The 21,494-nt window shown below is 71.4% G+C and carries 24 protein-coding genes; 20 read left to right on the forward strand and 4 right to left on the reverse strand.

Annotated features, from left to right (window positions below; translation table 11 throughout):
- The first annotated feature begins 90 nt into the window (after positions 1–90).
- Positions 91–1,254: a Vms1/Ankzf1 family peptidyl-tRNA hydrolase gene (locus tag AB3M34_RS09250; protein ID WP_370619255.1), complete on the forward strand. Its 1,164-nt coding sequence runs from the start codon at positions 91–93 to the stop codon at positions 1,252–1,254.
- Between the two features lie 12 nt (positions 1,255–1,266).
- On the opposite strand, the gene AB3M34_RS09255 is transcribed toward AB3M34_RS09250, so the two are convergent.
- From AB3M34_RS09255 to AB3M34_RS09265, 3 genes are all read right to left on the reverse strand, one after another.
- Entirely contained in the window at positions 1,267–2,166 is a 900-nt protein-coding gene (locus AB3M34_RS09255) for a hypothetical protein (protein ID WP_370619257.1), read from the reverse strand.
- Between the two features lie 73 nt (positions 2,167–2,239).
- On the reverse strand, positions 2,240–2,728 hold the full coding sequence (ybaK, locus tag AB3M34_RS09260) for a Cys-tRNA(Pro) deacylase (RefSeq protein WP_370619259.1): 489 nt from the start codon (positions 2,726–2,728) through the stop codon (positions 2,240–2,242).
- 1 nt (position 2,729) lies between these two features.
- The gene (locus AB3M34_RS09265) at positions 2,730–3,392 is read right to left on the reverse strand and encodes an LON peptidase substrate-binding domain-containing protein (RefSeq protein ID WP_370619261.1); all 663 of its coding nucleotides are present in this window, start codon (positions 3,390–3,392) and stop codon (positions 2,730–2,732) included.
- Positions 3,393–3,483: 91 nt separating this feature from the next.
- On the opposite strand from AB3M34_RS09265, the gene hisD reads away from it, so the two are divergent.
- From hisD to AB3M34_RS09335, 14 genes are all read left to right on the forward strand, one after another.
- Positions 3,484–4,809, forward strand: coding sequence for a histidinol dehydrogenase (hisD, locus tag AB3M34_RS09270; protein WP_370619262.1), 1,326 nt, complete (start codon positions 3,484–3,486; stop codon positions 4,807–4,809).
- Entirely contained in the window at positions 4,806–5,918 is a 1,113-nt protein-coding gene (locus AB3M34_RS09275; RefSeq protein ID WP_370619264.1) for a histidinol-phosphate transaminase, read from the forward strand. The genes hisD and AB3M34_RS09275 overlap by 4 nt, the downstream gene beginning before the upstream one ends.
- Complete coding sequence (hisB, locus tag AB3M34_RS09280; RefSeq protein WP_370619266.1) at positions 5,915–6,535, forward strand: imidazoleglycerol-phosphate dehydratase HisB; 621 nt, start codon at positions 5,915–5,917, stop codon at positions 6,533–6,535. The genes AB3M34_RS09275 and hisB overlap by 4 nt, the downstream gene beginning before the upstream one ends.
- The gene (gene hisH / locus AB3M34_RS09285) at positions 6,536–7,171 is read left to right on the forward strand and encodes an imidazole glycerol phosphate synthase subunit HisH (protein WP_370619267.1); all 636 of its coding nucleotides are present in this window, start codon (positions 6,536–6,538) and stop codon (positions 7,169–7,171) included.
- Positions 7,172–7,247: 76 nt separating this feature from the next.
- On the forward strand, positions 7,248–8,489 hold the full coding sequence (locus tag AB3M34_RS09290; RefSeq protein WP_370619269.1) for a sulfite oxidase: 1,242 nt from the start codon (positions 7,248–7,250) through the stop codon (positions 8,487–8,489).
- A gap of 64 nt (positions 8,490–8,553) precedes the next feature.
- On the forward strand, positions 8,554–9,303 hold the full coding sequence (gene priA / locus AB3M34_RS09295) for a bifunctional 1-(5-phosphoribosyl)-5-((5-phosphoribosylamino)methylideneamino)imidazole-4-carboxamide isomerase/phosphoribosylanthranilate isomerase PriA (RefSeq protein WP_370619271.1): 750 nt from the start codon (positions 8,554–8,556) through the stop codon (positions 9,301–9,303).
- Positions 9,300–10,076 carry an imidazole glycerol phosphate synthase subunit HisF gene (gene hisF / locus AB3M34_RS09300; RefSeq protein ID WP_370619273.1) on the forward strand — a complete coding sequence of 259 codons (777 nt, stop codon included), beginning with the start codon at positions 9,300–9,302 and terminating at the stop codon, positions 10,074–10,076. Before priA ends, hisF begins: the two co-directional genes overlap by 4 nt.
- Positions 10,073–11,857 (forward strand): ABC transporter ATP-binding protein, encoded by a 1,785-nt coding sequence (locus AB3M34_RS09305; protein WP_370619275.1) that lies wholly within the window; start codon positions 10,073–10,075, stop codon positions 11,855–11,857. The genes hisF and AB3M34_RS09305 overlap by 4 nt, the downstream gene beginning before the upstream one ends.
- Positions 11,854–13,743, forward strand: a complete 1,890-nt coding sequence (locus tag AB3M34_RS09310; protein ID WP_370619276.1) for an ABC transporter ATP-binding protein — start codon at positions 11,854–11,856, stop codon at positions 13,741–13,743. Before AB3M34_RS09305 ends, AB3M34_RS09310 begins: the two co-directional genes overlap by 4 nt.
- Positions 13,727–14,095, forward strand: coding sequence for a phosphoribosyl-AMP cyclohydrolase (hisI, locus tag AB3M34_RS09315; RefSeq protein ID WP_370619278.1), 369 nt, complete (start codon positions 13,727–13,729; stop codon positions 14,093–14,095). Before AB3M34_RS09310 ends, hisI begins: the two co-directional genes overlap by 17 nt.
- Positions 14,092–14,673, forward strand: coding sequence for a Trp biosynthesis-associated membrane protein (locus AB3M34_RS09320; protein WP_370619279.1), 582 nt, complete (start codon positions 14,092–14,094; stop codon positions 14,671–14,673). Before hisI ends, AB3M34_RS09320 begins: the two co-directional genes overlap by 4 nt.
- 58 nt (positions 14,674–14,731) lie before the next feature.
- Complete coding sequence (locus tag AB3M34_RS09325; protein WP_370619281.1) at positions 14,732–14,920, forward strand: HGxxPAAW family protein; 189 nt, start codon at positions 14,732–14,734, stop codon at positions 14,918–14,920.
- 69 nt (positions 14,921–14,989) lie between these two features.
- Positions 14,990–15,682 (forward strand): RDD family protein, encoded by a 693-nt coding sequence (locus AB3M34_RS09330; protein WP_370619282.1) that lies wholly within the window; start codon positions 14,990–14,992, stop codon positions 15,680–15,682.
- Positions 15,679–16,110, forward strand: a complete 432-nt coding sequence (locus AB3M34_RS09335; protein ID WP_370619284.1) for a DUF2752 domain-containing protein — start codon at positions 15,679–15,681, stop codon at positions 16,108–16,110. The genes AB3M34_RS09330 and AB3M34_RS09335 overlap by 4 nt, the downstream gene beginning before the upstream one ends.
- A 59-nt stretch (positions 16,111–16,169) precedes the next feature.
- Here AB3M34_RS09335 and AB3M34_RS09340 read toward each other — a convergent pair whose 3' ends face one another.
- On the reverse strand, positions 16,170–16,544 hold the full coding sequence (locus AB3M34_RS09340) for a DUF4190 domain-containing protein (protein ID WP_370619286.1): 375 nt from the start codon (positions 16,542–16,544) through the stop codon (positions 16,170–16,172).
- A gap of 200 nt (positions 16,545–16,744) precedes the next feature.
- Here AB3M34_RS09340 and trpC point away from each other — a divergent pair, with 200 nt between their 5' ends.
- The 5 genes from trpC (at position 16,745) to AB3M34_RS09365 (ending at position 21,473) form a co-directional block, all read left to right on the forward strand.
- Positions 16,745–17,551 (forward strand): indole-3-glycerol phosphate synthase TrpC, encoded by an 807-nt coding sequence (trpC, locus tag AB3M34_RS09345; protein ID WP_370619288.1) that lies wholly within the window; start codon positions 16,745–16,747, stop codon positions 17,549–17,551.
- Positions 17,552–17,617: 66 nt separating this feature from the next.
- Positions 17,618–18,865: a tryptophan synthase subunit beta gene (trpB, locus tag AB3M34_RS09350; protein WP_370619289.1), complete on the forward strand. Its 1,248-nt coding sequence runs from the start codon at positions 17,618–17,620 to the stop codon at positions 18,863–18,865.
- Complete coding sequence (gene trpA, locus AB3M34_RS09355) at positions 18,862–19,710, forward strand: tryptophan synthase subunit alpha (protein WP_370619291.1); 849 nt, start codon at positions 18,862–18,864, stop codon at positions 19,708–19,710. The genes trpB and trpA overlap by 4 nt, the downstream gene beginning before the upstream one ends.
- Positions 19,707–20,708, forward strand: coding sequence for a prolipoprotein diacylglyceryl transferase (lgt, locus tag AB3M34_RS09360; protein ID WP_370619293.1), 1,002 nt, complete (start codon positions 19,707–19,709; stop codon positions 20,706–20,708). The genes trpA and lgt overlap by 4 nt, the downstream gene beginning before the upstream one ends.
- A gap of 9 nt (positions 20,709–20,717) precedes the next feature.
- Entirely contained in the window at positions 20,718–21,473 is a 756-nt protein-coding gene (locus AB3M34_RS09365) for a VIT1/CCC1 transporter family protein (RefSeq protein ID WP_370619294.1), read from the forward strand.
- The last annotated feature ends 21 nt before the right edge of the window (positions 21,474–21,494 follow it).

Consider the following 21,494-nt stretch of genomic DNA (forward strand, 5'->3'; position numbering starts at 1 on the left):
TGGAGGCATGCCGGGGACCTCCCGCGTGGACGTACAGCGGTCGACGCTCGTCCCAGGGAGCCCGGAAACCCACCGTCGAGAGGGGTACGGATGCACTTCCAGTGGTTGACCGCGCAGCTTCCGGCTGACGAGATGCTGGCGACCGTCGTGATGGACGCGAGTCGCGACACGGAGGCCGGCGACCGCGCCGTCGGGGCCCGATGGTCCGAGCTGCGACGATCGCTCGACCGTCAGGGCATCACACGTGACATGGCCGCGGTCCTCGAGGAACAGGCGCTGCAGCCGACGCGCGGTTCTGGCCCGCACGGCCGTCTGATCGTCGCAGGGTCCCAGGGCATCCTGATGGACCGTCTGCTGCTCTTCCCGCCGCGCAAGGACGAGGCCGTCCTGTCGGTGGGGCCGGACGTGTTCGCGCTGGCGCGGGAGGCCGACGACACGGTCCGCTACCTGCTGGCCGTCGTCGACCGTACAGGTTGCGACATCACGCTGTACGACTCCACGTCCGGCGCGGTCGGCGGTCAGCCCCACCGCGAGAGCGTCGAGGGCGACCACGACGTCCTCAACAAGATCCGCGGCGGCGGTCTGTCCCACAAGCGCATCGAGAGCCGCGTCGAGGACTCGTGGGAGCGCAACGCGGAGACGGTCGCGGGCGAGCTCGACCGGATCGTGGGCGAGCGCCGACCGGACCTCGTGGTCATCACGGGCGACCTGCGGGCCGTGGCTCTGGTCCAGGGTGCGCTCGGAGTGCCCGCCAAGGAGATCACCGAGCACGTCTCCGGCGGGGCGCGCAACAACGGAGTCAACGGATCCTTCGACGCCAGGGTCGACGACGCCGTCGAGGCGTTCAGGGTGAAGCGCCGCTCTGTCGCGATCGAACGCTTCCAGCAGGAGCACGGCCGCGGAGGGATGGCCGTCACGGGGCTGAACCGCGTCCTCGAGGCTCTCCGCATGTCGCAGGTCGAGGAGCTGCTGATCAGCGACGCCGTCGCGGGTCCGGTGAGCTCGCTCGCGGAGACCAAGGTGTGGGTGGGTGACAAGCCGCTGGAGCTGTCGATGCACCGGGACGAGATCCGTCAGCTGTCGTCGGGTGACGCCCGCGCACGACGCGGAGACCTCGCACTCGGTACGGCGGCCGCTCAGCAGGATGCCGGCATCACGATCGTGTACGGCGACGCGGCCGAGCTGACCGACGGGATCGGAGCGCTGCTGCGCTGGGACCCGGCGAAGCCGTCAGGCCTCGTCGAGCCCGGCTGACAGGCACTCGCCTCAGCCTTTCGACGGCGCGGCCGGCCTCTCGAACATCTGCAGCACACCGCCGATGACGAAGCCGACCGCGCCGGCACAGGTGCCCCAGTTGACCAGTCCGGCGTTGATCTCGGTCGACGTCGCTGGGCGGACGAACGCGGCGAGGCCCGCGAGGAAGAAGAGAACCGATCCGGCCTGGTTCACGGCGACGATCCACCAGCCCAGCTCGCGGGGGCGCAGACGGACGCTGCCGTGGCCGATCTCCAGCATCGCGAGGTGTCCGGAGACGAGGAAGCAGACGCACCCGAGGATGTCGGGGAGCCAGATCCAGGTGTCGGACTGGCGCGGCGTCAGTCCCTCGGCGAAGGCAGCGATCAGCGAGACGCCGAACAGCAGGGTGCCGACGAACAGCACCGCGGCGCTCGTCCACCCGATGTCACGGCCACGGAGCCGCCACCACGTCCAGCCCGGGGAGCCGAGCGATCCGTGCGAGTCGATCTCGGTGGGGGCGTTGTTCGCCTGCAGCACCGAGACGTACCCGCCGAGGCTGAAGAAGAACCCTCCGACGAGGTAGACGACGTCGATCGCTCGGATCGTGCCGATGCCGACCTGCGCGAGATAGGCACCCAGGGCGAACAGAGATCCGCCGAGGACGAAGGAGGTCGCGGCGGTGAGATTCAGGTGGGTGAGCCGGCGCGCGACCTCGGGCTCGGCCTCGATCGAACCCACCGGTGTCCCCTCCGCGTCGTGGAGGTGCAGCAGACCGCGGCGGCGGGCCGTACGCGAGTCCCAGCGGGCGGACGTGCCGTCCTGGAGGTCCCACCGCAGCTGGGTCGTGAACCATCCGACCCGCTCGACATGCCTCAGGACCCATCGGCGCGGCCGATGGATCGCGATCCCCGCCTCCGCCGCGTCCGACACGGCGCGGACTCTATCAGCGACGCGGCGTGATCGGGCGAGAGTCCACCGGTCGCCGACCCGGCCTACGGGTGACCTAGCGCCGGGCGATCGCGGCGGCGGTCGCGCGTGCCAGCGCCACGAGGTCCGCGGGAGACAGGCCCACGTCGAAGCCGCGGCGGCCACCCGAGACGTACACGGTGTCCCAGGCGTGCACGCTCTCGTCGACGACGGTCGGGAGCGCGCGCTTCTGACCCAGCGGCGAGATGCCGCCGACGACGTACCCGGTGACCCGCTCGGCCTGCGCGGGATCGGCCATCGTCGCCTTCTTGGCGCCGACGGCCTTCGCGAGCGCCTTCAGGTCGAGCTGGGCGTCGACGGGAACGACGCCGACGGTCAGTGTGCCGTCGCAGTCGGCGAGCAGCGTCTTGAAGACCTGCTCCGGGTCGACGCCCAGGGCTGCTGCAGCCTCCAGGCCGTACGAGGCCGCACGGGGGTCGTGGTCGTACGGGTGCGCGGACCACGCGACCCCAGCCCTGTCGAGCGCCTGGGTCGCGGGCGTGCCGGCGGACTGCTTCTTGCCCATGTCAGTTGGGCGACCACGACGTGCGTGCGACGTCCACCGCGGGGAGGCTCGGAACGGCTCGCATCGCCGCGATCTCCTCGATCATCAGGTGGTGGTAGCGGCGCAGACGCTCGGCTGCGTCGTCCGCCTCGAGGAGGTCCTGGCGGTCGGGGAGCGTGAGGACGGCGCTGGAGGCGAGCAGGTAGGAGAGGTCGACAGGGTCGCCCGGGAGGTCGTCGACGCTCGCGTCCAGCCGGAAGCGGTTGAGCTCGGTCCGGTAGACGTCGAACACCGCGTGCGCCTTGTCCGCAGCGACCGCCGCACCGTCGCCGACCGGCTCGTCGAGATCCTCGACGTGGCCCCACATGAAGCTGTCACCGGTGACACTTGCGTCGAGCCGGATCCGGCCGATCGCGTCGACCGTGACGTCGTACTGACCGTCCTCGTAGTCGGTCACGTCGGTCAGGGCGACCTCCACCCCGACCCGGTGGATCGACTGGACGCCGCTGTCCCCCACCTCGTACCCCTCGCGGATCGAGACGATGCCGAACCGGCGCTCGGTCTCCGGCAGGCCGAGGAGGTAGGAGACGAGCTCGCGGTAGCGGTCCTCGAACACGTGCAACGACACCGTCTGTCCCGGGAGGACGACGCTTCCGAGCGGGAACAACGGAATCTCGCGTGCCACGGCGCCAGCCTAGCCGCGGGTCGTCTCGACCCGCGGCGGTCGCCGACCATCGGGTGCGTGTCGGATCGCTGCTCTCCGTAGACTTGGCCCCATGATCCGTCGCACCGACCTGCGGGACACCCCCGCGGGGACCAGTCGTGCCCAGTACCGTGCGCTGCTCCCGCGCGCACCGTTCGACGTCGAGGCGGCCGTCGCGGTCGTCCGTCCGATCGTCGAGGACGTACGACACCGTGGCGCGGATGCGGTGCTGGACGCGACCGAGCGCCTCGACCACGTGCGCCGCGAGACCATCGCGGTGCCGGCCGAGGAGATCGATGCCGCCCTCGAGTCGCTCGCGCCCGACGTGCGCGAGGCGCTGGAGGAGTCGATCGCGCGGCTGCGTACGACCTGCGAGGCGGAGCTGGAGCGCGACATCGTGACCGAGGTCGCGCCCGGGGCCCGTGTCGAGCGGCGGATCGTCCCGGTCGGCCGGGTCGGCCTGTACGTCCCCGGAGGTCTCGCGCCGCTGGTGTCGAGCGTCGTCATGAACACGGTCCCGGCCCAGGTCGCCGGGGTTCGCTCGCTGGCCCTGGCGACACCGCCGCAGCGCGAGTTCGGCGGCGCACCCCACCCGACCGTGCTCGCGGCGTGCGCGCTGCTCGGCGTCGAGGAGGTGTACGCCGTGGGCGGCGCTCAGGCGATCGCGATGTTCGCCTACGGCGCCGGACCGTGTGAGCCGGTCGACCTCGTGACCGGTCCGGGCAACATCTACGTGGTCGCGGCGAAGCGCCTCGTCCAGAGCGTGACCGGCATCGACTCCGAGGCCGGTCCCACCGAGATCGCGATCCTCGCCGACGACACGGCTGACGCAGGCTTCGTCGCCGCCGACCTGATCAGCCAGGCCGAGCACGACCCGCTCGCCGCCGCCGTGCTCGTCACGCCCAGCCCGGCGCTCGCCGACGCGGTCGACGCCGAGCTGGCCCGTCAGGTGCCCGCCGCCAAGCACAACGAACGGATCGGCATCGCCCTGACCTCCCAGCAGTCGTCGACGGTGCTCGTCCGCGACGTCGACCAAGGGCTGGACGTCGTCAACGCCTACGCCGCGGAGCACCTCGAGATCCAGACCGCGGACGCTCCCGCCGTGGCCGCCCGGGTCGAGAACGCGGGTGCCGTGTTCGTCGGCAGCTGGGCGCCGGTCTCGCTGGGCGACTACACGGCGGGGTCCAACCACGTCCTCCCGACCGCAGGATGCGCCTGCCACTCGTCGGGACTGTCGGTGCGCTCGTTCTGCAAGAGCATGCAGGTGGTCTCGTACGACGAGGCGGCGCTGCGTGAGGCGGGCCCTAAGGTCGTGGTGCTCGCCGAGGCCGAGGACCTCCCGTCGCACGGCACGGCTGTCTCGGTGCGCCTGGAGACGCCCGAGGGGAGCCTCTCGTGACCCTGCCTGAGTGGGTGCCGATCCGCGACGACCTGCGCCCCTACGAGCCGTACGGCGCGCCGCAGCTCGACGTGCCGGTGCAGCTGAACGTCAACGAGAACCCGTACGGCCCGTCGAAGGCCACCGCGGACGACATCGCCGAGTCACTCCGGGTCGCGGCGACCGACCTCAACCGTTACCCCGACCGGGAGGCGTGGGCGCTGCGGACGGCGCTGGCCACCTACCTGGGCCACGGTCTCGGCCCCGACGCGGTGTGGGTGGCGAACGGCTCCAACGAGGTCATGCAGCAGATCCTGCAGGCCTTCGGCGGTCCCGGACGGACGGCGGCGTCGTTCACGCCGACGTACTCGATGTACCCCGAGTACGCCCGCAACACCCACAGCCGCTGGATCACCGGCCGGCGTGCCGGCGACTTCACGTTCGACGCCGACGCGGCGCTCGAGCTGATCGCTCGCGAGCAGCCCGACGTGGTGCTGCTGGCGTCGCCGAACAACCCGACGGGTGAGTCGCTGTCGCTCGACGCGGTCCGTGCCGTCTGCGACGCCGCCCCGGGCATCGTCGTACTGGACGAGGCGTACGCGGAGTTCCGTCGTCCCGGCACCCCGACCGCGCTGTCGGTGCTGGCGGACTACCCGCGGCTGATCGTGACGCGGACGATGAGCAAGGCGTTCGCCTTCGCGGGCGGGCGCCTCGGCTACCTTGCGGCCGACCCGGCGATCGTGGACGCGCTGCGGATCGTGCGCCTCCCGTACCACGTCTCGACCGTCACGCAGACCGTCGCGCTCGCCGCGCTGCGCCACGCCGACGAGATGCTGGCGCGGGTCGCCGATCTGCGCGAGACCCGCGACGAGACCGCGCAGTGGCTGCGCGAGCAGGGACTCGCGGTGGTGGACTCCGACGCGAACTTCGTCCTGTTCGGCACGTTCGCCGACCGCCACGCGGTGTGGCAGGACCTGCTCGACCACGGTGTCCTGATCCGGGAGACGGGGCCCGACGGCTGGCTGCGCGTGAGCGTGGGCACGCCCGAGGAGATGACGGCGTTCCGCGAGGCGTTCCTCGCGGTGCGCGAGCAGGGAGCGGCCCTGCGCGACGAGGAGGAGCAGGCATGACGACGATCGAGAGCACCGGCCCGCGTCGCGCGCGCGTCGAGCGGAAGACGTCGGAGTCGCACGTGCGCGTGGAGGTCGATCTCGACGGCACGGGAGCGCACGACATCTCCACCGGAGTCGGCTTCTACGACCACATGCTGACGGCGCTGTCGCGGCACTCGCTGATCGACCTCACCGTCCGGGCCGAGGGCGACCTGCACATCGATGCGCACCACACGGTCGAGGACACCGCGATCTGCATCGGCGAGGCGATCCGGACGGCGCTCGGCGACAAGGCAGGCATCCGTCGGTACGGCGACGCGCTGGTTCCGCTCGACGAGGCCCTCGCCCAAGCGGTCGTCGATGTCTCCGGCCGCCCGTACTTCGTCCACACCGGCGAGCCCGACTCGCAGGTGACGGTCGTCATCGGCGGCCAGTACAGCGGCTCGCTCACCCAGCACGTGCTCGAGTCCCTGGCGCACCACGCGGGGCTCACCATGCACGTCACGCTGCTGTCGGGACGCGATCCGCACCACATCGCGGAGGCCCAGTACAAGGCGGTCGCCCGCGCCCTGCGCCAGGCGGTCGCGATCGACCCGCGGGAGACGGGCGTGCCGAGCACCAAGGGAGCGCTCTAGGTGGCGGCGGGAGTCGCAGTCCTCGACTACGGGTCCGGCAACCTCCGCTCGGCCGTGCGTGCGCTCGAGCGAGCCGGCGCCGACGTGACACTGACGTCGGACTTCGACACCGCCCTGGAGGCCGACGGGCTCGTCGTGCCCGGGGTCGGCGCCTATGCGGCGTGCATGACCGGCCTGCGCTCTGTCCGCGGTGAGCAGGTGATCGGACGTCGGCTCGCCGGTGGGCGTCCCGTCCTCGGGATCTGCGTCGGGATGCAGATCCTCTTCGAGACCGGCATCGAGCACGGGGTCACCACTGCGGGCTGCGGCGAGTGGCCGGGGACGGTCGAGCGGATCGAGGCCGACATCGTGCCGCACATGGGCTGGAACACCGTCGAGGTGCCGGACGGTTCGGTGCTGTTCGACGGGATCGCGGACGAGCGGTTCTACTTCGTCCACTCGTACGGCGTACGCCGCTGGGAGCTCGAGGAGGCCCACCCGGCGATGCCGGCTCGGGTCACGTGGGCTTCGTACGGCGGTGACCGCTTCGTGGCTGCGGTCGAGAACGGCCCGCTGTCGGCGACGCAGTTCCACCCCGAGAAGTCCGGCGACGCCGGTGCCGCGCTGCTGCGCAACTGGGTGGGCTCCCTCTCCTGACCGCGAGTCTCTCGCGATGTGATCGGGGCGCGCGAAACCCTGGTCGGTCGCACGACGCGTCCCTATCGTCGCGGGCATGTCGCCGGATCCGAGCCAGACGCCTTTCGCCCGCCGAGACGTGCTGCGGCTCGGAGCAGGGGCGGCCGCCGCGGTGGTCGCCGCCCGGGCTCTGGGCCACGCACCCGCCGGCGCCGTACCCGCCGCGGCGCCGTCCATCGCCCCTGCCTCGGCCGGCCCGATCGTCAAGCCGCTGCCGCCCGAGTGGTTCGTCCCGTACGGCACCAACGCGGAGATGCGCTGGGACTCCGTCGACCCTCGCCGCTACCTGACCTCCGCGGACCGTCTCTTCGTCCGCAACCACACGAGCACGCCGGCGATCGACCCGCGGACGTGGGAGCTGCGGGTTCACGGCGACGGACTCGCCGACCCTCGGACCCACGACCGCGCGCACGTGCTGACGTACCGAGACCTTCTCCGGTTGCCCGCCCGCACCGTCACCACGGTGCTCGAGTGCACCGGCAACGGGCGGAGCCTCTTCGCGACCCAGCAGGGTACGCCCGCCAGCGGCACCCCCTGGCAGCTGGGCGCGGTCGGCACGTCGCGCTGGACCGGCGTGCCGCTGTCGCTGGTGCTGCGCCGGCTCGAGCTGCGCAGCGACGCGGTCGACGTGCAGGCCGTCGGGCTGGATGCGCCGTACGTGACCGGGGGAGTCGACTACGGACGCGTACGCCGTCCGTTCCCGCTCGCGAAGGCGTTGGACGACGCGCTGCTCGTGTACGCGCTGAACGGACGACCGCTCCCGCCCGACCACGGCTTCCCCGTACGCCTGCTCCTGCCGGGTTGGGTCGGGATCGCGAACGTCAAGTGGCTCGGCGAGCTCGAGGTGTCCCGGGAGCCGTTGTCCTCGCCGTGGAACACGAAGTGGTACCGGATGACCGGCCCCGACTACCCGGTGGACTCGCCGCCGCTGACGGTGACCCCGGTGAAGTCCGCCTTCGAGCTCGCACCGGGCGCCGAGCTGCGCGCGCGGCGCCGTACGGTCCTCACCGGGCGCTCGTGGTCCGGTGCCGCACCGGTCGTACGCGTCGACGTCAGCACCGACGGCGGCGAGTCGTGGAGCCGCGCCCGGACCCGGCGCACGCACGGCAGCGGGTGGACGCAGTGGTCGCTTCCGTGGCGGCCGCGGAGCACCGGCGAGCACGTCCTCCTCGCCCGTGCGACCGACGCCGCGGGTCGCACGCAGCCGGACCGTGTGCCCTTCAACGACGGCGGCTACTTCTTCTCCGCGGTCGTCCGGCACCCGGTCGCCGTGGCCTGAGCCGCAGCATCCCGAAGGCTGGTCCCGACGAACGCCGTCAGTGGGGGTCAGTACGATCGAGGACGTGACCACCACGCTCGAGCTCCTTCCCGCTGTCGACGTCATCGAGGGACGGGCCGTCCAGCTCGTGCAGGGGGTGGCCGGCTCCGAGAAGACGTTCGGCGACCCGCTCGAGGCGGCGCTCCGCTGGCAGGAGGGCGGCTCCGAGTGGCTGCATCTCGTCGACCTCGACGCCGCGTTCGGGCGGGGTTCCAACGCGGAGCTGCTCGCGCAGATCGTGGCGTCCGTGGACATGTCGGTCGAGATGTCGGGCGGCATCCGCGACGACGAGACGCTCGACCGCGCGATGGCGACCGGCTGCCGTCGCGTCAACATCGGCACGGCCGCCCTCGAGAACCCCGAGTGGTGCGCGAAGGCCATCGCCACGTACGGCGACCGGGTCGCAGTCGGCCTCGACGTCCGCGGCCGAACCCTCGCTGCGCGCGGCTGGACCCGCGAGGGAGGCGACCTGTACGAGGTGCTGGCGCGCCTCGACGCCGAGGGCTGTGCGCGCTACGTCGTCACCGACGTCAACAAGGACGGCATGCTCCAAGGTCCCAACCTCGACCTGTTGCGCGAGGTGTGCGCCGCGACCGACCGGCCTGTCGTGGCCTCCGGTGGAGTGACGACCCTCGACGACCTTCGGGCCATCGCCGGGCTCGTCGACCTCGGCGTCGAGGGTGCGATCATCGGCACCGCGCTGTACGCCGGCAACTTCACGCTGCCGGAGGCCCTCGCAGCCGTCGCCGAGGTGCCGCGGGGCAACGCCTCGTGACCCTGGCAGTCCGGGTCATCCCGTGCCTCGACGTCGACGCCGGTCGGGTCGTCAAGGGCGTCAACTTCGTCGACCTCCGCGACGCCGGAGACCCGGTCGAGATGGCCCGTGTCTACGACGCCGAGGGCGCCGACGAGCTGACGTTCCTCGACATCACCGCATCATCCGACGCCCGCGCCACCACGTACGAGGTCGTGTCGACGACCGCCGAGCAGGTCTTCATCCCGTTGACCGTCGGCGGCGGCGTCCGCGCTGTGGAGGACGTCGACCGCCTGCTGCGTGCGGGTGCCGACAAGGTGGGCGTCAACACGGCCGCCCTCCAGCGACCCGAGCTGATCGCCGAGATCGCCGAGCGCTTCGGCAACCAGGTCCTCGTGCTGAGCGTCGACGCGCGCCGCGCCGACGACCAGCCGTCCGGATTCGAGGTCACGACGCACGGCGGCCGCCGGTCAGCAGGCCGCGACGCGATCGCCTGGGTCCGCACGGCGACGGAGCTCGGCATCGGCGAGGTGCTGCTCAACTCGATGGACGCCGACGGCACCCGAGACGGCTTCGACCTCGCGATGATCCGGGCGGCCCGTGCCGTCACCCACGTCCCGCTGATCGCGAGCGGCGGAGCGGGCACGCCGCAGCACTTCTGCGAAGCCGTCGACGCCGGCGCCGACGCACTCCTCGCTGCCAGCGTCTTCCACTTCGGCGTCCTCACGGTCGGTGAGGTCAAGGACGCGCTGCGCGCGGCAGGGCACGTCGTGAGAACTAGCAGCGCGCGGTGAGCGCGGTCCGTCCGACCCGCAGCATCACCCGCCGTGGCTTCGGCATCATCGGGACCGGTGTCGCACAGGAGAAGCGCCGCTTCTCGATCGCCGTCGTGGGCTCGATCGTCTACGGCGCGATGACCGTGGCCGACGCATGGGTCCTCGGCTGGGCCACCGACCACGTCGTCATCCCGTCGTTCCGGGACGGCGAGATCGCCACCGGCGCCGCGGTCGTCGCCTTCCTGCTCTTCATGTCGGTCGCGCTGCTGCGTGCCTGGGGCGTGATCGTACGGCGCCTGGTCGGTGGCATCGTCTACTACCGGCTCGTGGCGTCGTACCGGCGCCAGGTCACGCGCCGCTACCTCGCCCTGCCGATGCGGTGGCACTCCACGCACCCGACGGGGCAGCTGCTGTCCAACGCGAACGCCGACGTCGAGGCCACCTGGTCGGTGATGATGCCCCTGCCGATGGCCGTCGGCGTCCTCGCGATGCTGGTCACCGCGGTGATCGCGATGCTCACCGCGGACGTCGTCCTCACCGTGGTCGGCCTCGTGGTCTTCCCGCTGCTGTTCGCCATCAACGTCGGCTACCAGCGGATCCTCTCGCCCCGGGTGACCCACGCCCAGGAGCTGCGCGGACGCGTCAGCGCGGTCGCGCACGAGTCCTTCGACGGCGCGCTGGTCGTCAAGACGCTCGGGCGCGAGGCGGAGGAGACGACGCGCTTCACCGCGATGGCCGAGGAGCTGCGCGACGCCAACGTCGCCGCGGGCCGTGTGAGGTCCGTGTTCGACCCCGTGATCGAGATGCTCCCCAACCTCGGCGTGCTGGTGGTGGTCGTGCTGGGAGTCGAGCGAGCCCTCGCGGGTGACATCGACGCCGGTGCAGTCGTCCAGGTCGCCTACCTCTTCACGGTGGTGGGCTTCCCCGTCCGCGCCTTCGGCTGGGTCCTGGGCGAGCTGCCGCGCACGGTCGTCGGCTGGGACCGTATCCAGGCCGTGCTGACTGCGACCGGCGACATGCCGTACGGACGCGACCGCCTGCCCGGCACGGGCGCCGTCCGCGTCGACCTCGACGGGGTCGCATACGCGTACGTCCCAGGAAGGCCGGTCCTCGACGGTGTCGACGTGACGCTCCGTCCTGGCACGGTGACTGCGGTGGTCGGGCTCACCGGGTCCGGCAAGAGCACGCTCGCCTCGCTGCTGGACCGGCTCGTCGACCCCGACACCGGCACGATCTGCCTCGACGGCGTCGACATCGCCTCCCTCACCCACGAGGCGCTCGCCGACGCGGTCGCCCTCGTGCCGCAGCACACCTTCATCTTCGACGACACCGTGCGCGACAACATCACCCTCGGCGCGGACGTCGACGACGACCGCCTCCGTGCGGTGCTCGACCTGACCCAGGCGAGCGAGTTCGTCGATGCGCTCCCCGACGGCACAGCCACGCAGCTGGGAGAGCGGGGCACCACGCTCTCCGGGGGCCAGCGGCAGCGTCTCGCGCTGGCCCGCGCGCTGGTGCGCGACCCGCGGCTGCTGATCCTCGACGACGCCACGAGCGCCCTGGACCCCGACGTCGAACGCCGCATCCTCACCGCGCTGGCAAGCTCGACCGCCTCTGGCGACGGGCCGACGGTGTTCGTCGTCGCCTACCGCAAGGCCACCATCGCGCTCGCCGACGAGGTGCTGTTCCTGCGCCACGGTTGCATCGTCGACCGCGGGACGCACGCCGAGCTCGTCGAGCGGTCGCCCGAGTACGCCGACATCGTGCAGGCCTACGACCGGACGAGGGAGGCGTCATGAGCATCGGGTCGCGATCAGGCCCCGTGCCGCTTCCCGTCCCCGGTCTGGAGACACCGCGGGAGGGTGGGCTGGCCGTGCTGCGGCGTGGCTTCGCGCTGTCGCCGGCGCTGTCGCGCGGCCTGCCGTTGACGCTCCTGCTGGCAGCCCTCAGCACGGTCGGTGGTGCCGTGGTGCCGATCGTCGTCCAGGTCGCGATCGACCAGGGGCTCAGCGCCGAGGGCGGCCCGGACGAGGGCGTCGTGCTGCGGTGGAGTGCCCTCGCCGCCGCGATCGTCGTGATCACGGGCTTCTGTGCCTCCGTCATGAAGGTCCGGCTGTTCACCGCCAGCGAGCGGGGGCTCGCCGAGCTGCGGGTGAAGGCCTTCCGGCACGTGCACGACCTCTCCGTGCTCACCCAGAACCGTGAGCGCCGCGGCGCGCTCGTCTCGCGCGTGACGTCCGACATCGACCAGGTGTCGTTGTTCCTGCAGTTCAACGGGATCACGTTCGTCACCAGCATCGGTCAGGTGCTGGTCGCGACCGTCGTCATGCTGTTCTACAGCTGGCAGCTCACGGCCGTCGTGTGGGTGTGCTTCCTGCCGCTCGTGGTCACGCTGATCGTCCTGCAGGGTCACATGTCGCGCGCGTACGACAAGGTGCGGGCGACGGTCGGAGGCATGCTCGGCGTGATCGCCGAGCCCGTGGTCGGCGCCTCGGTGGTGCGGTCGTACGCGGTGGAGCAGCGCACGCAGCGTCGCATCGACGAGGCGATCGACGTCAACCTCCGTGCCAACGTGCGGGCCCAGCGCATCGTCGCCGGCACGTTCGCCTCGGCGGGCATCGCCAGCGGCCTCGCCAACGCCGCGGTGATCGTCGTGGGCGTGATGCTCGGGGTCGCCGGCGACCTCACCCTCGGCGGGGTCGTCGCGTTCGCCTTCCTCGTGTCGTTGTTCGTGGGTCCGGTGCAGTCGGCGACGCAGGTCCTCACCGATGCCCAGAACGCGATCTCGTCGTGGCGGCGCGTGATCGAGATCCTCGACACGCCGGCCGACGTCCGCGACCCCGGTGACCGTGCGGTCCCGTTGCCGAAGGGCGCGCTGGAGGTCGCCTTCGAGCACGTCCGGTTCGCCTATCCCGAGGGCCCCGACGTGCTGCACGACGTCGACGTCGTCGTCCCGGCCCGCCAGCGGGTGGCGGTCGTGGGTGAGACGGGATCGGGCAAGAGCACCTTCGCCAAGCTCCTCACTCGACTGTCCGACCCGAGCGCGGGCACCGTGTGCCTCGACGGGGTCGACCTGCGCGAGATCGGGTTCGCCGACCTCCGCTCACGCGTCGTGATGGTGCCGCAGGAGGGCTTCCTCTTCGACGCGTCGCTGGCGGAGAACCTCCGCTACGGCGACCTCCACGCCTCGCGCGAGCAGATGCGGGAGGCGTTCACCGCGCTCGGCATCGACGACTGGTACGCGACCCTTCCCGACGGCCTCGACACCGAGGTCGGACAGCGGGGCGAGTCGCTGTCGGCGGGGGAGCGACAGCTCGTCTCGCTGGTCCGCGCCTACCTCGCCGACCCGGACCTGCTGGTGCTCGACGAGGCGACGAGTGCCGTCGACCCGCAGACGGAGATGCGGGCGTCCCGGGCGCTCGAGCACCTCCTCGCCGGACGTACCTCCGTCGTCATCGCGCACCGGCTCTCCACGGCGGAGGCGGCCGACCGCGTCCTCGTCTTCGACGTGGGCAGGCTCGTCGAGGACGGGCCCCACGACGAGCTCGTGGCGCGCGGGGGCACGTACGCACGCCTGCACGCCTCCTGGATCGCGCAGGCCCACCTCGGGATCGATCCCTCCTTGGCGGTCGACGGCATCGACGACGCGGCTGGCGCGGCCTGGGAGAATGAACGACGTGACTGACTCCGTGCGACTGGATCCCGCGATCGCGGCTCGGCTCAAGCGAGACGCGGACGGCCTCGTGCCTGCCGTCGTCCAGGAGGTCGACACGCACGAGGTGCTGATGGTCGGCTGGATGGACGACGAGGCGCTGCGTCGCACGCTGACCACCGGGCGCTCGACGTTCTGGAGCCGGAGCCGCCACGAGTACTGGGTCAAGGGGATGACCTCCGGCAACGTCCAGCACGTCCGCGAGGTCCGCCTCGACTGCGACGGCGACACCCTTCTAGTCAAGGTCTCGCAGACCGGTCCGGCCTGCCACACCGGGGCGCGTACGTGCTTCGACGCCGACGTCCTCCTCGAGCCTGACCAGTGAGCTCCCGCGGTTACGGCACGACAGTCCTGCTCGGCGTGGTCGGAGCGGCTGTGGCCTTCTTCGCCGCCTCGCGGCCGTGGGCACGCATCACGGTCGAGACCGAAGGCCTCGCGCGCGACGCCGTGTCGATCAGCGGCAACGACGCCATCCCGGTGGTCGGCGGCCTCGCGCTGGTCGCGCTCGCCGGGTGCGTCGCGGTCCTCGCGACCGCGGGCCGGATCCGTGTCGCGGTCGGTGCGGTCGTGACGCTCGCCTCGATCGGCGCGATGGTCGCCGTCGTCACAGGGGGCGGCGCCCTGCACGACGCCCTCGCGCTGTCGCTGGCGGACTCACCGGCGATGGCCGGCAACGCGGCGCTCCAGGAGTCTCTCGCGGACGAGGCTGCTGCGACGGCGTGGCGATGGGTCGCGCTGGTCGCGCTCGTCCTCCCGGCGCTCGCGGGGCTGGCGGTCGTCCGCTGGGGACGTACGTGGCCCTCGATGGGCCGGCGCTACGACTCGGTCGGCCAGCAGAAGGCCGCCCGCAACGACGACGATCCGTGGAAGGCGCTCGACCGCGGCGAGGACCCGACCGTCTAGGCTGGGCCCACCCCTTCCGCTCGTCCGCGAGCACGTCACGTCTAGAGAGGTTTGCACGATGCATGGTTCCTCCCCGGCCGCTTGGACGGCAGTCGTCATCTGCCTGATCGGTTTCACCGTCGGCGGTGTCGCGCTGCTGATGGGCCCTGCCTGGGTGATGTTCTGGATCGGTGTCGCGCTCGTCCTCGGCTCGGCGATCGTCGCCAAGGTCATGGGCGCGGCGGGTCTCGGCGCCAAGGCGCACTGAATCCGCGAGACTGCGCTCGTACGCGTTGAACGCACCGCGCTCCGGCGTCGGTGACGAAGGGAGCCCACGATGTCCGACCAGCCGCCGTACCCGCCGCAGGAGCCGCAGCAGCCGCCGTACGGCCAGCAGCCTCCGCCGGGATACGGACAGCAACCGCCTCCCGGTTACGGGCAGCAGCCCCCGCCCGGCTACGGCCAGCAACCCTCGCCGTACGGTCAGCAGCCCCCGCAGTACGGCCAGTACGGCGGAGGCGGCTACTCGCCGCTCGCCGACTACCAGCCGCCGTCGCCGTACGCGGGCTGGTGGTCGCGCGTCGCCGCGCTGATCATCGACGGTCTGATCGGCACGCTCGCCTCAGCGATCCCGATCATCATCGGGGCGGTGCTGCTCTCCACCTCCGTCGAGGTCCAGTCGGACCCGTACGGCAACACCTCCGAGAGCGAGGTGACGAACGAGGGGCTGTTCGCGCTCGGCATCATCCTGCTGATCGTCGGCTTCCTGGTCGCCTTCCTGTTCCAGATCTGGAACCAGGGCATCCGGCAGGGCAAGGGTGGTCAGAGCCTCGGCAAGCAGTTCCTCGGGATCACCGTCATCGAGATGAGCACCGGCCAGCCCCAGGGGGCCGGCAAGGGTGCGCTCCGCTGGCTGCTCTACTACGTCCTGGCGAGCCTCTGCTTCCTCGACCTCCTGTGGCCGCTCTGGGACAAGAAGCACCAGACGTGGCACGACATGATCGTCTCCTCGGTGGTCGTGAAGGCGTGACCACCGAGGCCGGTCCCCGCCCCGCCACCTCGACGTGGCGCGCTCTTCGCGCACCGCTCGCGGTGGGTGCGGCGGGGGCTGGCCTCGCGGCGATCCTTCACTTCCGCGACCCGAACACCGCCGGCAGCTATGGGTTCTGCCCGTTCGAGGTGCTGACCGGCTGGGACTGCCCGGGCTGCGGCGGGCTGCGGGCGGTGCACGCACTCACCGACCTCCAGGTGGGTGTGGCCCTGTCGAGCAACGTTCTCGCCGTCGCACTGGTGGTGGCGCTCGCTGTCGCGTTCATCGCCTGGATCCCGCGTCGGCTCGCCGATCCTCGTTCGTCGATGATCGCGATCTCGTCGCGTACCGGCGTCGTGCTGATCGCGATCGGCTTCGTCTTCACCGTCGTGCGCAACACCCCGTGGGGGTCGTGGCTCGCTCCGTGACCTCCCCGACGCCGAAGGGCCTCTCACCGCACGCGGTGAGAGGCCCTTCGTGCCGTAGGTCAGACGGCGCCGGACAGCCGGGCGACGAGGCCGAGCGCCCAGAGCACCACGGCGATGATGCCGATGATGAATCCGGCCTGGGCCAGACCGGCGCCGGTGAGCCGGCCGTTCGATGCGGCGATCTCGTCCTTGGCCTGGCGGCCGAGAACGATGCCGACGACGCCGAGCGGTCCGCAGCACAGGCCGAGGATGCCGGTCACCAGGGCCCACGTGGCCTTGGTCGAGTTCTTCGGCGGCTCGCCGTACGGATCACCGCCGGGCGGCGGACCTCCGTATCCGCCCGGCGGCGGACCTCCGTATCCGCCAGGAGGCGGGTTGTAGCTGGGCGGCTCGTTGCCCGGTGGTGTGGGGCCACCGGGTGGGGGATAGCTCATGGTGCTCCTTCATCAAGGGGCTGGGGAGGTTCGCATTCTGCCGTACGAAGGTGCCGACGAAGTCAGATGGTCCAGCGCCTGCGCGCGCCCTCCAGGGGGCGGTGACCTGGCGCACAGCGGGCTGGCTACTCTGTTGTGAAAGGGTCGGTTACCTCGGGGAGCATGCTCCGGCGACCACGGGTGGGAAGGTAGGTCCGGCGATGTCCGTTCTCGACGACATCATCGCGGGAGTCCTCGAGGACCTCGAGACTCGCATGGCGACTGTGCCCTTGGCCGATCTCAAGGAGCGCGCAGGCCGACAGGATCCCGCGCTCGACCCCATGCCGACGTTCCGAGCCGACGGCGTCTCGGTCATCGCCGAGGTGAAGCGTGCGAGTCCCTCCAAGGGTTCGCTCGCGGCGATCAAGGACCCTGCGGCGCTGGCCGTCGACTATGCGGCCGGTGGTGCTGCGGCGATCTCCGTGCTCACCGAGCAGCGGCGCTTCTCCGGCAGCCTCGACGACCTCCGCGCCGTCCGCGCCCAGGTCGCCTGCCCGGTCCTCCGCAAGGACTTCATCACGACCTCCTACCAGCTGTGGGAGGCCCGCGCCGCCGGTGCCGACATGGCGCTCCTCATCGTCGCGGCTCTCGACCAGTCGGCCCTCGAGTCGCTGATCGAGCGCGCACGCTCCATCGGGCTGACCCCGCTGGTCGAGGTGCACGACGAGGAGGAGGTCGAGCGAGCGATCGCCGCCGACGCACGGCTCGTCGGTGTCAACGCGCGCAACCTCAAGACCCTCGAGATCGACCGTACGACCTTCGCCAGGCTGGCCCCGCTCATCCCCGACACGGTCGTCAAGGTCGCCGAGTCCGGTGTGCGCGACACCAAGGACGTCATCGAGTACGCCCGCTCCGGCGCCCAGGTCGTCCTGGTGGGGGAGACGCTCGTGACGGGCGGCAACCCGCGCTCGACCGTCGCTGACCTTGTCGCCGCCGGGTCGCACCCCGCTCTGCAGCACCGATGGTGACCGGACCCGCTCCGGCCGCCATCTCCCGTCGCACTCCGTGTTGACGCCACCTGCAAGGATCGATCCATGTTCAGCTCTGCCTCCTCGGCCGACCCGCAACCCACGACGCTGCCCGACGAGCACGGCCACTTCGGCCGTTTCGGCGGCCGGTTCATGCCCGAGGCGCTGATCGCTCCTCTCGACGAGCTCGAACGCGCGTGGCGCGAGGCCAAGCAAGACCCGACGTTCGTCGACGAGCTGGACCGCATGTTCCGCGAGTACGCGAACCTTCCCAGCCCGCTGTACGAGGCGTCGCGCCTGTCCGAGCGCGCGGGGGCTCGGATCCTCCTCAAGCGCGAGGACCTGAACCACACGGGCGCGCACAAGATCCGCAACGTGCTGGGTCAGGCCCTGCTCACCCGCCGGATGGGCAAGCGGCGCGTGATCGCCGAGACGGGGGCGGGCCAGCACGGCGTCGCCACGGCCACCGCCTGCGCGTACCTCGACCTCGAGTGCGTCGTCTACATGGGCGAGGTCGACACCGAGCGTCAGGCACTGAACGTCGCCCGCATGAACATGCTCGGCGCCACGGTGGTCCCGGTGACCACCGGCAGCCGCACCCTCAAGGACGCCATCAACGAGGCGCTGCGCGACTGGGTCAGCACCGTCGACGACACGCACTACCTGCTCGGTACGGCGGCCGGCGCGCACCCGTTCCCCGAGATCGTGCGAGACCTCACCCGTGGCATCGGCGACGAGTCCCGCGCCCAGGTGCTCGAGCGGATCGGCAGCCTGCCCGACGCGGCCGCGGCCTGCGTCGGCGGCGGCTCCAACGCGATCGGCCTGTTCGCCGGGTTCCTCGCCGACTCCGACGTACGCCTGTACGGTTTCGAGGCCGGCGGCGACGGTTTCGAGACCGGTCGCCACGCGGCGACGATCACCGCGGGCGACGTCGGCGTGCTCCATGGCACGCGCTCGTTCCTCCTCCAGGACGAGGACGGCCAGACGATCGAGTCGCACTCCATCTCGGCCGGCCTCGACTACCCGGGCGTCGGCCCCGAGCACGCCTACCTCGCCGAGACCGGGCGCGTCACGTACGAGCCGGTCACCGACGACGAGGCGATGGCGGCCTTCGACCTGCTCTGCAAGACCGAGGGCATCATCCCCGCGATCGAGTCCGCCCACGCCGTCGCAGGGGCTCTGCGGATCGTCCCTCAGCTGACGAGCGAGCTCGGTCGCACGCCGACGATCCTGGTGAACCTCTCCGGACGCGGCGACAAGGACGCTCACACGGCGGCCGAGTACTTCGGGCTGCTCTCCGAGGAGGACGCATGAGCGCGCTGGCCGACACCCTGGCACGGATCCGCGCCGAGGGACGTCCGGCGCTGGTCGGATACCTGCCGGCGGGCTTCCCCGACAAGCAGACCGCGATCGATGCGATGGTCGCGATGGTCGAGGGCGGCGTCGACATCGTCGAGATCGGCCTCCCCTACTCCGACCCCGTGATGGACGGACCCACGATCCAGCGTGCCGCCGAGGCAGCGCTGAGGGCGGGGATGCGGGTGGCCGACGTGTTCGACACGGTCGAGGCTGTGGCGGCCACCGGCGCGCCGACTCTGGTGATGACCTACTGGAACCCGGTCGAGCGCGTCGGCGTCGAGGCGTTCGCGTCGCGGCTGGCGGCGGCCGGGGGAGCGGGCCTCATCACCCCTGACCTGATCCCCGACGAGGCGGCGGAGTGGATCGAGTCCTCCACCACGCACGGCCTCGACCGGGTCTTCCTGGTGGCACCGTCGTCGACCGACGCCCGGCTCGCGATGACGGCGCAGGCGTCGAGCGGGTTCCTGTACGCCACCTCGGTCATGGGGGTGACAGGCACGCGGACCGCGACGAGCACGGCGGCCCCGACCCTCGTCGAGCGTGTCAAGAAGGTGAGCGACATCCCGGTCGGCGTCGGCCTGGGTGTGAGCAACGGTGATCAGGCGGCCGAGGTCGGCGCGTTCGCCGATGCCGTGATCGTCGGTTCGGCACTCGTGGCACGGCTGCTCGATGCGGGCTCGGACACCGCGACGGGCATCGCCGCCGTCCGCGCCCTCGCCGAGGACCTTCGCGCAGGTGTCGAGCGAGCCCGCACGGCACCCTCCGTACCGACCACCGCAGACAAGGGAGCCCTCGCGTGATCCTGGCCTCGATCCCGAGCCCGTCGGAGTCCGTCTGGAACCTCGGTCCCTTCCCGATCCGGGCGTACGCCCTCTGCATCATCGCCGGTGTCGTCGCGGCGATCTGGGTCGGCGACAAGCGCTTCCAGGCCCGCGGCGGCAAGCCCGGCGCCGTGGCGGACGTCGCGATCTGGGCAATCCCGTTCGGGCTCGTCGGTGCCCGCCTCTACCACGTGGTCACGAACCCCGAGCTCTACTTCGCCGAGGGCCGTGACCCGGTCCGCGCCCTCTACATCTGGGAGGGCGGACTCGGCATCTGGGGCGCCATCTCGCTCGGTGCCCTCGGTGCGTACATCGCCTGCCGTCGGTACGGCATCCGCTTCGCGCCGCTGGCGGACGCTCTCGCACCCGGCATCCTGCTCGCGCAGGCGATCGGGCGGTTCGGCAACTGGTTCAACCAGGAGCTCTTCGGCAGCCCGACCGATCTTCCGTGGGGACTGGAGATCGACGCCGCGCACCGTCCCGCCGGCTACGAGCAGTACGAGACGTTCCACGCGACCTTCCTCTACGAGTCGCTCTGGAACCTCGCCGGCTTCTTCCTCCTGATCTGGCTCGACCGCCGGTTCCGGCTCGGCGGTGGCCGGGTCGTCGCGCTGTACGTGGCGATCTACACGCTCGGGCGGTTCTGGATCGAGGGCCTCCGCATCGACACGGCCCACGAGCTCCTCGGCCTCCGACTGAACCAGTGGACCTCCATCGTCCTGTTCGTCGCCGCGATCGGCCTGTTCGTCTGGCTCACCAGGACGGGCCGAGGCGAGCGCGAGGACGTCGTCCAGGTCGACAAGGACGACTCCGACGCCGAAGCCGAGCCCGCCGCGGGCGCGGTCGAGCCGGACCCGGCAGCGGGCGACGCGACGGAGCCTGCGGTCGACCGCGACGTCACGGAGGCCACGGCAGCCGACGAGACCGTCGCGGACGACACGACCTCCTCGGGTGACGGCGACGCGCCACGGTCGTAGATTCGAGGGGTGACCGAGCCATCCACCCCAGAGGACGCAGCCGGTGCTGCGCCGTACCCGCTGCCTGACCCGGCGACGATCGGCGACGAGCACCAGGACGTCACCGGCGGGTGGCTCCGCCCCGCGGTGTTCGGCGCCTCCGACGGTCTGGTCTCCAACTTCGCGCTGATCATGGGGATGGCCGGAGGGACGAGCGACCCGACCCCGGTGATCGTCGCCGGCGTCGCCGGTCTCGCCGCCGGGGCGTTCTCGATGGCCGTCGGCGAGTACACGTCGGTCGCCAGCCAGTCGGAGCTCGCTCGGGCCGAGGTCAAGCGGGAGCGACGCCAGATCCTGCGCGACGACCGGCAGGAGCAGGCCGAGCTGGCGTCGTTGTTCGTCGCGAAGGGCGTCGAGGAGGACGTCGCACGCGAGGTCGCCGAGCAGATCCACTCCGACCCCGACAACGCCGTACGCGTCCATGCGCGCGAGGAGTTCGGCGTCGACATCACCGACCTCCCGTCGCCGATGCTCGCCGCGGTCTCGTCCTTCCTGTCGTTCGCGATCGGAGCGCTGATCCCGCTCCTCCCGCTGATGATCGGGTTCACCTCGTTGGCCCCGACCGTGGGGGCGTCGCTCGTCGCGCTCTTCGCGACCGGAGCCCTCGTCACGGCGATCACCGACCGTCCGTGGTGGTTCGGCGGTCTGCGCCAGCTGGTCCTCGGTGGCGCCGCCGCGGCGCTCACCTTCGGGATCGGTGGACTCGTCGGCGGGGTCACGGGCTGACCCCGCATCTGCAGGCGTACC

Source organism: Mumia sp. Pv4-285 (genome assembly GCF_041320275.1).
GTDB lineage: Bacteria > Actinomycetota > Actinomycetes > Propionibacteriales > Nocardioidaceae > Mumia > Mumia qirimensis.

What these genes read in the sequence shown, in the direction of transcription:
- AB3M34_RS09290 (WP_370619269.1), top strand. Translation starts at nt 7,248, where the DNA reads ATGTCGCCGGATCCGAGCCAGACGCCTTTCGCCCGCCGAGACGTGCTG.
- trpA (WP_370619291.1), top strand. Translation starts at nt 18,862, where the DNA reads ATGAGCGCGCTGGCCGACACCCTGGCACGGATCCGCGCCGAGGGACGT.
- trpC (WP_370619288.1), top strand. Translation starts at nt 16,745, where the DNA reads ATGTCCGTTCTCGACGACATCATCGCGGGAGTCCTCGAGGACCTCGAG.
- AB3M34_RS09340 (WP_370619286.1), bottom strand. Translation starts at nt 16,544, where the DNA reads ATGAGCTATCCCCCACCCGGTGGCCCCACACCACCGGGCAACGAGCCG.
- hisD (WP_370619262.1), top strand. Translation starts at nt 3,484, where the DNA reads ATGATCCGTCGCACCGACCTGCGGGACACCCCCGCGGGGACCAGTCGT.
- hisB (WP_370619266.1), top strand. Translation starts at nt 5,915, where the DNA reads ATGACGACGATCGAGAGCACCGGCCCGCGTCGCGCGCGCGTCGAGCGG.
- AB3M34_RS09330 (WP_370619282.1), top strand. Translation starts at nt 14,990, where the DNA reads ATGTCCGACCAGCCGCCGTACCCGCCGCAGGAGCCGCAGCAGCCGCCG.
- hisI (WP_370619278.1), top strand. Translation starts at nt 13,727, where the DNA reads ATGAACGACGTGACTGACTCCGTGCGACTGGATCCCGCGATCGCGGCT.
- AB3M34_RS09310 (WP_370619276.1), top strand. Translation starts at nt 11,854, where the DNA reads ATGAGCATCGGGTCGCGATCAGGCCCCGTGCCGCTTCCCGTCCCCGGT.
- AB3M34_RS09325 (WP_370619281.1), top strand. Translation starts at nt 14,732, where the DNA reads ATGCATGGTTCCTCCCCGGCCGCTTGGACGGCAGTCGTCATCTGCCTG.
- trpB (WP_370619289.1), top strand. Translation starts at nt 17,618, where the DNA reads ATGTTCAGCTCTGCCTCCTCGGCCGACCCGCAACCCACGACGCTGCCC.
- ybaK (WP_370619259.1), bottom strand. Translation starts at nt 2,728, where the DNA reads ATGGGCAAGAAGCAGTCCGCCGGCACGCCCGCGACCCAGGCGCTCGAC.
- AB3M34_RS09250 (WP_370619255.1), top strand. Translation starts at nt 91, where the DNA reads ATGCACTTCCAGTGGTTGACCGCGCAGCTTCCGGCTGACGAGATGCTG.